11 protein-coding genes and 1 pseudogene are annotated in these 12,041 nt (G+C 59.0%); 6 read left to right on the forward strand and 6 right to left on the reverse strand.

Annotated elements, in window-relative coordinates; all coding sequences use genetic code 11:
- The first annotated feature begins 25 nt into the window (after positions 1-25).
- Genes Q7U76_09350 through Q7U76_09360 form a run of 3 tightly spaced genes read left to right on the forward strand, consistent with a single transcriptional unit; the run spans position 26 to position 4,139 of the window.
- Positions 26-1,075 (forward strand): ATP-binding protein, encoded by a 1,050-nt coding sequence (locus Q7U76_09350; protein ID MDO8356581.1) that lies wholly within the window; start codon positions 26-28, stop codon positions 1,073-1,075.
- Complete coding sequence (locus Q7U76_09355) at positions 1,072-3,597, forward strand: ATP-binding protein (protein MDO8356582.1); 2,526 nt, start codon at positions 1,072-1,074, stop codon at positions 3,595-3,597. The genes Q7U76_09350 and Q7U76_09355 overlap by 4 nt, the downstream gene beginning before the upstream one ends.
- Positions 3,549-4,139, forward strand: a complete 591-nt coding sequence (locus Q7U76_09360) for a DUF3365 domain-containing protein (protein ID MDO8356583.1) — start codon at positions 3,549-3,551, stop codon at positions 4,137-4,139. The genes Q7U76_09355 and Q7U76_09360 overlap by 49 nt, the downstream gene beginning before the upstream one ends.
- A gap of 36 nt (positions 4,140-4,175) precedes the next feature.
- Here the strand turns inward: Q7U76_09360 and Q7U76_09365 are convergent, their stop codons facing one another.
- The 5 genes and pseudogenes from Q7U76_09365 to Q7U76_09385 form a co-directional block, all read right to left on the reverse strand.
- Complete coding sequence (locus tag Q7U76_09365; protein ID MDO8356584.1) at positions 4,176-5,273, reverse strand: AI-2E family transporter; 1,098 nt, start codon at positions 5,271-5,273, stop codon at positions 4,176-4,178.
- Positions 5,274-5,306: 33 nt separating this feature from the next.
- Positions 5,307-5,762: a polymer-forming cytoskeletal protein gene (locus tag Q7U76_09370; protein ID MDO8356585.1), complete on the reverse strand. Its 456-nt coding sequence runs from the start codon at positions 5,760-5,762 to the stop codon at positions 5,307-5,309.
- A gap of 61 nt (positions 5,763-5,823) precedes the next feature.
- Entirely contained in the window at positions 5,824-8,121 is a 2,298-nt protein-coding gene (locus tag Q7U76_09375) for a PBP1A family penicillin-binding protein (GenBank protein MDO8356586.1), read from the reverse strand.
- 263 nt (positions 8,122-8,384) lie between these two features.
- Positions 8,385-8,690, reverse strand: coding sequence for an acid-shock protein (locus Q7U76_09380; GenBank protein MDO8356587.1), 306 nt, complete (start codon positions 8,688-8,690; stop codon positions 8,385-8,387).
- Between the two features lie 107 nt (positions 8,691-8,797).
- Positions 8,798-8,887, reverse strand: a pseudogene (locus Q7U76_09385) (cupin).
- A 129-nt stretch (positions 8,888-9,016) separates the two neighbouring features.
- Between Q7U76_09385 and Q7U76_09390 the strand changes: the two are divergent.
- Together Q7U76_09390 and Q7U76_09395 are read left to right on the forward strand one after the other, a co-directional pair.
- On the forward strand, positions 9,017-9,262 hold the full coding sequence (locus Q7U76_09390; protein ID MDO8356588.1) for a hypothetical protein: 246 nt from the start codon (positions 9,017-9,019) through the stop codon (positions 9,260-9,262).
- Between the two features lie 69 nt (positions 9,263-9,331).
- Positions 9,332-9,694: a response regulator gene (locus Q7U76_09395; GenBank protein ID MDO8356589.1), complete on the forward strand. Its 363-nt coding sequence runs from the start codon at positions 9,332-9,334 to the stop codon at positions 9,692-9,694.
- Between the two features lie 16 nt (positions 9,695-9,710).
- On the opposite strand, the gene Q7U76_09400 is transcribed toward Q7U76_09395, so the two are convergent.
- A complete protein-coding gene (locus tag Q7U76_09400; GenBank protein ID MDO8356590.1) occupies positions 9,711-11,126 on the reverse strand; it encodes a sodium:solute symporter family protein in 1,416 nt (471 codons plus the stop codon).
- 256 nt (positions 11,127-11,382) lie between these two features.
- Here Q7U76_09400 and Q7U76_09405 point away from each other — a divergent pair, with 256 nt between their 5' ends.
- Positions 11,383-11,733, forward strand: a complete 351-nt coding sequence (locus Q7U76_09405; GenBank protein MDO8356591.1) for a hypothetical protein — start codon at positions 11,383-11,385, stop codon at positions 11,731-11,733.
- Positions 11,734-12,041 lie beyond the last annotated feature (308 nt).

Genomic DNA, 12,041 nt, shown 5'->3' on the forward strand with positions numbered 1-12,041 from the left:
ACTCTGCCATAGGGAGACCGCCTGAATGGAACATTCCGACCCTACCAAGGTCGCCATTCTGGGAGCAGGTCGCGGCGGCCGCGCGCTGTTGGATCTGCTGCACCAAATCCCGTCGATTGAGATCGTCGGCATTGCCGACCGTGATCCAGCTGCGCCAGGGCTGCAACGCGCACGTACGCTCCACATCCCCGTGACCACCAATGTGCCGGACTTGATCGACAACCACGGCGTACAGCTCATCATGGATGTCACGGGCAATCCGGAGATGGAAACCTATCTGAAGGCCCATAAACCTCCTACCACGGATATCCTGAGCGGCTCCGCCTCCCGCCTACTGTGGGAATTGGTCCAACACGAATCCAAGCTCGAAGGCGAACTCCTCCAGGCGGAAAAACTTGCCGGAATCGGCTCATTCGCGGCGGGCATTGCGCATGATATCAACAACCCCCTGCAACTCATTTTAGGCTTGGCGGAAAACCTCGCAGAGGAACGTGACTTGGCAGCTGTCCACGAACAAGCGTTAGACATCATCGAAGCCGTCAAACGGACGAGTGCCATCTGCCGGGACCTCACCCGCTACTCACGACGCGCATCCCCGCATGAAGACATATCGGTATCGATCAACGCAAAATTGGACGAGGCACTGAAGATCGCACGTTATGCATCGAGCTTTCACGACATCGAGATGATCAAACAATACCAGCCCGGCGCCGCCGTCAAAGGGAACCCCGATGAGCTCCTCCATGTCTTCGTCAACCTGATCACCAATGCGGTTCATGCGATGGAGCAGGCGGGCGGCACATTGACGCTCGAGACCAGAGTCCTCGGCGGACAGGTCGATATTCGAATCTCCGATACAGGCAGTGGCATCGCCCCGGAGAAAATCCCCGAGATCTTCGAGCCGTTTTTCACGACGAAGGCTCCGGGTAAAGGCACGGGCCTGGGACTCTATAACGTCAAAACCATCGTCAGCAAAATGCATGGCCATATCACGGTCGAGAGCAAGGTCGATCAGGGAAGCACCTTTACCTTGACCTTCCCCCATGCCCAACCGGGCGAAGAGGGATGTCTATGATGACTCCCGCAGCCCCTCCAGCGCGCACCGACTCGAGATGGGGGCTCCAACTCAAACTCATTCTCTCCATGTTGCTGGTGGGCGTGGTTCCCCTCATGGTGGGCCTCGGCCTCGCATTTTGGCAGGGCTCGCGCGAGATTCAGACGGTCAACGGCGAAAGCTTCAAGGCCCTGGCTGAGGAGTCGGCCAGAAAAATCGATCTCTTGGTATCAGACGAAGTGGCACGGACGTCACGGATTGCGGCTGACCCTTTGATTGTCCGTGAGCTGGAGCAACGGCGCGATGCCCTCCTGGACATGACCGACGATGAACGCCGCCGCACGGTGGGAAAGCGCAAGAAAGGCTGGGAGGACAAAGATCCCATAGCCGTCCAGGCCATTACGGGAAGCAACATAGCCAGCCTCCTTCAGGAATATTTCTCGGGAGCCAAGAGTGAAGCCGATCAACTGATCCCGCAAGTCGTCCGATCCGCCACCAAGATGTTGTATGTCACCGACATCGAGGGCAACCTGGTAGCCGCGTTGACCACAATCCCTCCCTTTGCCAATAAAGATACGGTCTGGTGGAACGGCACCTTCCATCACGGGGTCGGGCAACTCTTCATTGAAGATGTGCACTTCGATGAGCGAGCCCAGACCTATGTCATCACCATCTCGCTTCCCATCATGGACCGCATCCGGTATGGGACGATTGGGGTGATCCATCGCGTGATCGACGCCAAGGACTTTTTCTCGCCCTCCATCGCGCCGATTCGCTTCGGCAAAACCGGACATGTGATGCTGATCGACCATCGCGGCATCGTCATCAGCTGTCCCATTCTGCCGACCGGCGTCTCGCTCTCCGACGTACAGCTCATTCCCCTCGTCACGCCCTTTCACCCAGGTTGGGTCAGTGCTCCAAGCGATGGCCACGGCGGACAATCACGCTCGATTATTGGATTCGCCCCGGTGCCGGAAACCAGCCGTGCCACCAACGGCGACCTCCTCAACGGATCCTGGCATACCTTCGTGTGGCAAGCCTCCGACGAACTCTTTGCTCCGATTCGTCACTTGCTCACCTGGATGGCCGTCTTCAGTCTCGTCTCCGTCGGATTGATGGCATCGCTCGGCTACCTGGCTGCCAATCGAATCGTCACACCCGTGCGCCGATTACAGGCCGCCGCACAATTGATCGGACGCGGTGAGCTGCTGGAGCCCATCGACATTCGGACCGGCGATGAAATTCAGGATCTGGCCGACGAGTTCAATCGCATGCATCGTCAATTGGAAACGGCCTTTGCAGGCCTGACCGATCAAGTAGCGATGAAGACACAACAAGTGGAGTCCTTGATTCACTCGACAGACCAGATCCTGGATGCCGTCCCGACCCCGATCATCATGGTCAATCAAAACGAACAGGTGCAGTACATCAATCGGGTCGGACGGGATTCCTTTCAGTCCATACTGGACTCGACCCAATCGATCCCGTTATTCGAGATCCTCCCCGTCGATGCCGCAGTACGCGAACACCTGCGAACAGAACTCAGACGTGTGCGAAACGGAGAGGATGTCGCCGCCCTTGCATCAGGAGCGGAAGATGCCGTGGTCGTCAACCGCGCCCGTGACCCCTTGGCCCCCGCGATGGGCGCGGCAGATCCCAGCAGCCGGCAGGACATTCAGATTGGATCACGGCGTTATCACTATCAGTGGTTCCGCATGGCAGGGGGCAACCAGGGAGAGGATCGGATCGGCCTGGTCTTCAGGGACACGACAGACGACAGTCGTCTTCAAGACCAGCTCATCCAAGCCGAGAAATCTGGCAGTCTCGGAACCCTTACCGCTGGAATCGGGCATGAGTTGAATAATCCGCTCTTCGGCATTCTCGGGCTGGGAGAGGCCATCGAAGACGAAACCAGCCTCGAACGTATCAGATCCTATGCCCGCGATATCGTCCAGCATGGCCGTCGAATGGCTGCGATTATTCGAGACTTCACCGGCGTCACGACCCGCGAAACATCGGACCAGCGGCAACCGGTCCACCTCGAACGAGAGCTCGATCAGGCCATCGCGACACTCACTGGCAGCATGGACGTGGCAGGACTCACGATCGAGAAAACCTACGCAGGAGACACCACGGTGCTCGCCCTCCCCGACCAACTCCGACAAGCCTTCACGAATCTATTGATGAATGCCATCCAGGCGATGAAGGGCCGTGGCTCCTTGCGCCTCTCGACGGTCCTGGCCAATACATCCGTCGTGACCACGATTGTCGATTCAGGCCCCGGCATTCCGAAACAACATCTGACGAAGATTTTCGATCCGTTCTTTACGACCAAGGGACAAGGCGACGGATCCGGACTTGGCCTGACCGTCGCGCGCCGGATCATCAAGAAATTTGGAGGGGACATCAGGATTGAGAGCCAGGAGGGAAACGGCACCTCGTGCATCGTCACCCTCCCGGTGATCCCGCTTTCGCCATCCCCACAGGAGGCTTCATGCACCGAATCCATGTCTCGCTCTGCGCCGCAACCCTCAGCGTCTTAATCGCTGGGTGGTGGGACCCGTCTGCCTTCTCTGCCAAAGAACGCCCGGGATCGCCCGGCATTCCAGTGGAGAAAGTGGCGGCTTATCTCTACGCCGTCATCAAGGCCGATCGCACGGTCTACACGACGGAGATCGTCAATCGGCTCCAGGAAAAAGGCGTCACCACGGCGTCTGAACATTGGGAACAGGAGAACGCGCTCATGTTGCCGGCCCAGTTCCTCCAGCATGCCGGCAAGCTGGCAGCCGAGAGCGGAAGCGGAATCCGGTATCGACTGATCAGTCTCTGGCCTATTTACCGCCGCAATGCGCCGGCCAGCGACCTGGAGCGAAGCGCGCTGGAGTCTCTCAGGAAGAATCCCGATCAGCCAGTCACGGGAATCGTCACCAGCGGGCGCAAACAGTTTTTTCAGGCCATCTATCCCGACGTCGCCGTGTCACCGGCCTGTATCAACTGCCACAACAGCCATCGCCTCAGTACGAAACGGGACTTTAAGCTCAACGATGTCATGGGCGGGATTGCGATCACGATTCCGCTGGAATAACGGAGGTGGCGAGAGGCACATGGCTAGGGGCTAGAGTTACGACGGTGCGGTGGGATTCGGGGATACAACGGGAACCGGAGCGTGATAGTCCTCACGGTAGATGGCAATCACCGTCATCAGAATGCTCATGAGGATCGGCCCCACGAACAGCCCGATCAGACCATAGAGCGCGAGACCCCCGAGAATGCTAAAGACGAGAAACAGCACCGGCATCTGGACGTCCTGTCCGATGAGCCAGGGCCTCAGAAACTGATCGACGGTCGACACCACGCCAACCCCCCAGATCAGCATCACCAGCGCCTTCCCCATCGATCCGACCGTGAGAAAATACATCACGACAGGACCCCATACGAAGGCCGTGCCACCGAACGGTAGCGGCGCGAGGAGGATCGTGAGCGCGGTGAGCACCACCGCAAAAGGAGCGCCCAGCACGGCATAGGCTGCGCCGGCCAACAGGCCCTGAGCGATGGCAGTCAGGAGTACGCCCTTCACGACGGCGCGAATCGTGATATCCATTCGCGCAAAAATCTTCTGCTTCTGCGCCTCCCCGAGCGGAACGAGCTCGTAGAGAAACTGGAGCCAGCGGCGACCATCCTTGTACAGAAACCAGAGCGTAAACAGAATGATGAGAAAATCACTGAGCAGAATAAAGGCGTTTTTGAGCAGGTCGCTTAATTGATCGATAAAAAACTTGGAGACCACTTGCGCACTCGACCGAACCAACGCCTCTAACGCGTCAGGCTGCAGAACATAGCGTCCGATCAGACTGTGGAGGGTGCCTCCGATCACCGGCAGCTTCGAGAGCTGTTCCGGCAAACGCTGGATCCCACCGGCTTCGATCCAGGTCTGCACCGCCAGCTCTGCGCCGACCGCTTCTCGCACCAGCATCACCGCCATCAGCAGCACCGGCACGACCACCATGGCCAAGACGCCCAGGGTCAGGCACCAGGCTGACAGGGCATCGCGCCCGCCCAAGCGAGAGGTCAACCGCACGTGAAGTGGAAACGTCATGTGCGCGAGAATCACCGCCCACAACACGGGAAGGAGAAACGGCTGAAACATCAGAGCAATCTGATAGAGGAGCAGTGAGAAAAATGCGAAAAATACGGCGGTGAAGAGCTGCGGCTTTGTCATGAGTTGGCTACGAACAGGAGAGAACCGGCAGACCTATCGGAGCACTTCGCCTCGAGAATCTTTATCGAGCACCACAACCTGCTTGGCCCGGTGTGCGGAGAGATCCCGGACGCTGCCCGGCAACTTCGGTTGCTCCTCAGGCCAGGAGGTCACTCCCATATCCGTGATCCCTTGCATCTTGGCGCCTTCTTCCATGATGAACAACGGCGTATGGACTTCTCCAATGAGTGTCGCCGTCTTCAGCAACTGCACGCGCTCCATGGCCGTCACCTTGGCCTTGATGCGACCGCTGCTGATCACCGTGCCGGCCGTAATCATGCCCTGCACGAGTCCGTCCTCGCCGATGATGACTTGCCCCTTGGTCTGAATTACGCCGTCGAGACGGCCATCGATCCGCACCGTCCCATCGACATGGATCTCGCCCTTCAGCAAGACCCCTTTGGCTAACAGAGTAATGTTGTCATCTCCGGCAAAGCCACTACTTTTCATACGTCATTCCCCCTTCACACTCCATCATTCACGCAGCTTACACCATTCGTCTCAGCGCGGCCTAGGAGAATCCAAAAGTATGCCGGAGCCGTTCCCAGATTCCTCCTCCATGCACTTCACAATAGACGCTGGGCTCCGTGCCCTCGATGAACACCTCCGGCGCCTGTTCAGGGCACTGAGACGTGGCCAACTGCCCGGTCTTCGGATCGATGGTGCGGGCCACGACACCGGAGGGCATCACGAAGGCAGGAGCATTCGGTGGGAACACCCGCTGTGCAAGCTCCATCCAGATCGGCAACGCCGCCTGCGATCCCGTGAGACGCAGCGGCCGTTCATCGTCGAATCCCACCCAGACCCCGATCACCACGTCGGACGTGTAGCCCACGAACCAGGCGTCGCGATAGCCGTCGGTGGTGCCGGTTTTCCCAGCCACCGCACCTTGAAATCCGATCGCCCGGGCCTTACTCGCCGTGCCCCGCTGCATCACGCCTTCGAGGAGAGACGTCAACACATAGGCCCCCTGAGGCGATGTTGCCTGTTGCCGATTCGGCACGGCATTCCAGAGCATATCGCCCTGCCGATCCCTCGTCGTACGAACCGCCGTCGGCTTCACCGCGATCCCTCCGTTGGCGACCGCCCCGTAGGCCGCCGCAATCTCCAGCAACGACACCGACGAACTGCCCAACGCCACCGACGACAGATCTTCGCCGATGGCGCTCTTCACGCCCAGGCGATGCAACAGCTGCACGATCGGCTTCGTCCCCACGGCCTTGGCCACACGCACGGCCGGAACATTGAACGACTGTTCCAGCGCATGCCGCATGGTGACATGGCCATGAAACTGTTTATCGTAGTTCTGCGGTGACCATGGACCGGTCTCCGAGTCAAACGTCACCGGCTCGTCCGCCAACAAACTCGCCGCCGTCAGACGGCCTGCCTCGCCTTCACGAGCTGCCTCCAGCGCCGCAAGATAGACGAAGGGTTTGAAAAGCGATCCCGGTTGCCGCCGTGACTGCACGGCACGATTGAATTGACTCCGCCGGTAATCTCGCCCTCCGACCAGCGCTAGGACTGACCCGTTCTTCGGATCGAGCACGACCACCGCCCCCTGCACCGGCTCCAGCCCACTCGTGAGATGGGGATGCGCCGCCTCTAACTTCGCCAAGCCCTTCTCCAAAGACTCACTGGCTGCCTGTTGGACCATGGGATCAAGCGTGCTGTCGATCCGCAAACCCTCCGGCAACGGAACGACACCGGCCTCTTCCACTTCCCGCAGCACCGCGTCGACAAAATAGGGCGCATCGGTCAACAGGTCTTCTGACGGAGTCACACGTACCGGTTCATTCACGGCGCGCGTCCAGACCTCTTCCGACAGGACCCCGGTCTCCCTTAACCGGCGCAAGACAACATCGCGCCGCTGCTTGGCCAGCTCGGGATGTTTCGTCGGGGCATAACTATTCGGCCCCTTGATCAAGCCGGCAATCATGGCAATCTCTTCGACCGTCAATTCCCCCAGCGTCTTGCCGAAATAGCGATGCGCGGCCTCGCCCACCCCGTAGATCGACAGGAATCCCGCCTGCCCGAGGTAAATTTCGTTCAAGTAACTTTCGAGGATCTCCTGTTTCGAATACTTCGCTTCGAGAATCAGGGCTGCCAAGGCTTCTTTGAATTTTCGTCCCATCGTTCGCTGCGGCGAGTAGAACAGATTTTTCGCCAGTTGCTGCGTGATGGTACTGCCGCCCTGCACCACACCACCCTTGGTGACATTGGTCCAGAGCGCCCGCCCGACGGCCACCGGATCGATGCCGAAATGGGAATAGAACCGGCCATCTTCGATGGTGAGAACCGTGGCGATGACGTGAGGAGGAATTTGCGCCAACGGAATCCATTCGCGCACCTGACGGGACGCACCTCGCACACCGCTCAAGAGTTCAGGCTCCAGAAAGATGGGAAAGAGCGGAGCACCATCGACCGGAGACCGGACATCCGTCACTCGCCCCTGCTCTAACGTCAACGTCACCTTCGTCGCACCGACATGGCCCTCCGGCTGCGGATGGAGATAAACCGTCAGCGCCTCATCGGTCAGCTGATAGTCACCGGGAAACTGCACCTGCACGGTCACTCGCCGATAGCCTAACCGTTGTAGCCGCTCAAGCAGATGGCTGTGCGCCAGCGAGAGATCTGGGTGCAGCAGAAAGGGTCCACTGTACAGACGCAGCGGCGGATGCTCGTCGCTCTTCGGCAGGGCAAGACTCATCGAGAGGATCGCACCATAGATCGCGAGTCCGGCTAGGCCGCTTGCGATCAGCGCCAGCAGCGCCCCCACTCCCCGTTTTATCCATGGATGCACAATCGCCATGAGACTCGCTCCTTCCCGAACAGCATACGCGATCGTTCACGAGGATGCGAAACGCCCCTATCACGAAGCAAGCCTGATCCCGCCACCATTGGATGGTCATACACACGGTTACCTCGAAAAGAGGGACAGAAAAAGCATGATGGCAGAGGCGCGACGGAGGATGTGACGGAGTGGGTGCTGAACAATAGAGCACTGGGGAACCGGGGAGACGGAAAGTAATCGCTTCCGTCTCCCCGCCCTAGTGGGCTGATGACACAAGTCCTTTAGGGCTTGCTCATATCGCCGCCTGCGCCAGGCGCTTCCTTGGCGGATTTTTTCTCGGCCTTGCGCTTCGCTCTCTCAGCTTTGCGTTCGGCTTTGTGGCGATCCTTCGCGGCTTTACGTTCGGCCTTCTTCGCCGCACGATCCATCTTCGGGCTGCCTTCCGCCTTCATCTCTCCGGACGCCGGAGCAGTGGCCGCTGCTGGCGCAGTCGGAGCAGGCGCAGGAGCTGTCTCCTGTGCAAAGGTCGATGCGCCAAAACCAAGGGCGACGAGTAAGGCCATGGCAGACAAGATCACCTGTTTCATCGAATACACCTCCTCGGGACGTTAAATGGAAGGAACCGTTTCACCGGAAAAACCGCGCTATCATAATGGGAAATCGGAGCGTTGCCAAGACTCACCATACCTCTGCCTCAGACAGGATCGCGATGCACCGTAGTCGGCGAAAAGGCCGGCAGACAGACCGCGATATATTCCGCCCCATCAGGCCCCGCCTGCCGTACCGAATATTTACACAGCTACCCTGCCCCCCCTTCCGAGTTACTTCCTCCGGGTCTACCGTTCTCCAGGGATTTCGCTATCCTCTTCATAGCGGACAGGAGTTTCTAGACCGACGACCGAGGAGGGCGACCATGCATTGCTCACGCTGCTACAGTCTCATGGCGAAGGATCATCTCTTGGTGTTCGAGGGCGCCACCGGACGCATGTGGATGGACGGGTACCGATGCATGAATTGCGGGCATGTCCATGAATCCCCTATTCAGCAGTATCACCTGTCGCGACGAGAGCCTGTGTCCGCACACCCGCGCAACGAACCAGACTACCAGGGCGAAGATGTCCATCTGGGAGCTGAGTCGTTCGTCATGCAAGCAGCCTAAACGGGTCTCTCCAGGGGGAAAGCCCCACGAGATGCCTGAGCGGCACAATCCAACTCTGGCCGGAGGAACATGGCTACAATTCTAATCGTTGACGATGACGCATCCATTCGAACATTCTTGTGCCGCATCCTGGAAGAAGACGGCCATGAGGTCCGCGAAGCGGCCGATGGGCAGATCGGCCTCAGGTTGTATCGCCAAGACCCGACCGATCTGGTGATTACCGACATCCTTATGCCGGAACGGGATGGGATGGAGGTCACACTCGCGCTGACGCGTGAATTCATGGAGGCCAATGTCATTGCCATGAGCGGTGCGACAGATGCCCGGAGTCTTCTGGACATCGCCAAACTTTTCGGCGCACAGCACGTCATCCAAAAACCCTTCACGATTGAAGAGATCCGACGTCTCGTGCGCACCACATTGGAACAGTAGCGGAGGCCCCGGCTGCCTACCTCGCGCCAGAGGCCTGCGACGGCCATAACGATCCGGCGATCATGCCGGCCCCCGCAATCAGAAAGCCAACAAGCTGCGGCGGCCAGATGGCAGTCGGCGAACCGAAGCCTTCGAGTGCCAGCCAGCTCGTGAGACCAGCCACAATGGCCCAGCGTGCGCCCTGAGTCGTCGCGCGTTTCCAATAGAGCCCCGCGAACAGAGGAATGAACGCCGCCACCAACGTCACCTTATAGGTGTTCACCACCATCTTGTAGATGCTGGCGTCCGACCAGAGGGCAATCGCCAAGACCGTCACGGCAAACCCGACCAAGACCACACGCATCAGACGAAGAAACGCTGCATCGTTCAATGGCGACAACATCGGCTTAATGACGTTCTCGCTCAAGGCCACCGACGGCGCCAGCAACGTGGCGCTCGAACAACTCATGACCGCCGAGAGAACGGCGCCGAAGAACAGAATCTGAGCCACCATCGGCGTGTGCTGCAGAATCAACGTCGGCAGAACCAATTGGGAATCCTGCTCCAACAGCAGACCGAACTTCACAGGGTCCACCATTGTCGCCGCATAGGCCAGAAACATCGGAACAAAACAGAAAAGGAAATAGAGCGTGCCACCCAGTAACGCCCCCCTCACGGCTGTTCGTTCGTCCTTCGCCGAGCTGATGCGCTGGAAGACATCTTGTTGAGGGATCGACCCCAACATCATCGTCATCCAGGCGCCGAGGAACGGAATCCAGGCCGAGAGCGTCGCCGGGGGAAAGAAGTCTAACTTTCCGGCAGCCGCGGCATGGTCGATGACCGTGCCCACTCCCCCCGCCAAGCTGCTCACGACAGACGCGATATAGAGCAGCCCCCCCATGATCACGGAGATTTGAACAAAATCCAGGATCGCCACGGAAAACATCCCGCCGAACGTCGTGTAGGTCAAGACGAGTGCTGCGCCGATCACGATGCCGACCGACTGACTGACCACGCCCTCGGTCACTACGTTAAGGACCAGCCCCAACACTTTGAATTGGGCCGCAACCCAGCCCAGGTACGACGCGACGACGCAGAGGGTGCAGAGGACTTCAATGCTGCGGTCATAGCGAGCCCGATAGTAATCGCCGACGGTTAACAGATTGAGACGATAGAGACGAGGGGCAAAGAAGAGTCCGGCGAGAATCAGACACATGCTCGACCCGAATGGATCGGCGACGACGCCCCGCAATCCCTCTTTCACGAACGTGGCAGAAATTCCGAGCACCGCTTCTGCGCCGAACCACGTCGCAAAAACCGTCGCCGTGACAATCGGCAGCGGAAGACTCCGACCGGCGACCGCGAAATCCTTCGTGGTATGGACCCGCCTGGCGGCAACCAGCCCGATCCCGACCGACAGAAACAGATAGAGAATGACGAATCCAAGAATCATAGGAACGGCTTAGGCATCCTTGTGGGCGGATTCTAGCGAGGCTTCGATAAGGGTGCAATGGAGGAGTAGCACGGCAGGCAAACGCATGTTAGGCTAAAACGAGTTGCTGCCAGGAGGGCGCCATGAACGATCACGCAATCCGTCACAACTCTGCGAGAACAACAACCAGGCCTTGGCCATGGCTTCTCGGCGGCGTCATGGGAATCGGCATGCTGTTGGCTTCGCTGCCAGCCCAGGCGAGCGAGTCCCAGACCCCGTGGGAATGTTCAAACTATACCGGCGACGCCCATACCGCCGTTGTTTGGCGGCCTTCGTCGAGTCGCAGCGCGATCAGATCGCAGCACTTCAAGCACGCGTGCAAGCCCAGCAAGACACCGTCAATCAACTGAAAGCCCAGATGGATCATCAAGCCGCCGGCGCAGCAATGCAACAGCCACTGGCCCAACCACCCACCATCGTGCAAGTGGCCCCTCCCCTCTATACCTATCCGCCTGTGGGACTCGGCCTCTATTTAGGGCGCCCCTGGATCTACAGACAACCCTACTATTACCCTCCCTACATCTTCGGCCCCCGCTACTATGGACATCACCGGGGCCACCGCTGGTAACGAGGGAACCCTGCGACCGATTCGTTTTCTTGCGCGTAGCCTGCAGGATGCTCAAACGGTCCGTTCAGCAAGGCCGCAGGCGAGTCGAAACCGGAGGCGTACCCGTGGGGGCGCACGGTGCGACGAATAAGGAGCACCACGTTTGTGCGCGCCGCCGAGTGGTGAGGCGGCCGGGTCACCGTTGAGGATTTCGATGAGCTGAGAACGAAGCTGGCGATTTTTTTCAGCACCCTGTTAGGCATAATTGTCTTGAGCCCAGCCCCCACATCGCATACTCTACAAAACTTCGGGACTTGCGATATCAGGTC

This window comes from Nitrospirota bacterium (assembly GCA_030645475.1).
Lineage (GTDB): Bacteria > Nitrospirota > Nitrospiria > Nitrospirales > Nitrospiraceae > Palsa-1315.

Bases quoted from the DNA above. Each gene is read 5' to 3' on its own strand.
- Q7U76_09350 (MDO8356581.1), top strand. From the start codon at position 26: ATGGAACATTCCGACCCTACCAAGGTCGCCATTCTGGGAGCAGGTCGC.
- Q7U76_09355 (MDO8356582.1), top strand. From the start codon at position 1,072: ATGATGACTCCCGCAGCCCCTCCAGCGCGCACCGACTCGAGATGGGGG.
- Q7U76_09360 (MDO8356583.1), top strand. From the start codon at position 3,549: ATGCACCGAATCCATGTCTCGCTCTGCGCCGCAACCCTCAGCGTCTTA.
- Q7U76_09365 (MDO8356584.1), bottom strand. From the start codon at position 5,273: ATGACAAAGCCGCAGCTCTTCACCGCCGTATTTTTCGCATTTTTCTCA.
- Q7U76_09370 (MDO8356585.1), bottom strand. From the start codon at position 5,762: ATGAAAAGTAGTGGCTTTGCCGGAGATGACAACATTACTCTGTTAGCC.
- Q7U76_09375 (MDO8356586.1), bottom strand. From the start codon at position 8,121: ATGGCGATTGTGCATCCATGGATAAAACGGGGAGTGGGGGCGCTGCTG.
- Q7U76_09380 (MDO8356587.1), bottom strand. From the start codon at position 8,690: ATGAAACAGGTGATCTTGTCTGCCATGGCCTTACTCGTCGCCCTTGGT.
- Q7U76_09390 (MDO8356588.1), top strand. From the start codon at position 9,017: ATGCATTGCTCACGCTGCTACAGTCTCATGGCGAAGGATCATCTCTTG.
- Q7U76_09395 (MDO8356589.1), top strand. From the start codon at position 9,332: ATGGCTACAATTCTAATCGTTGACGATGACGCATCCATTCGAACATTC.
- Q7U76_09400 (MDO8356590.1), bottom strand. From the start codon at position 11,126: ATGATTCTTGGATTCGTCATTCTCTATCTGTTTCTGTCGGTCGGGATC.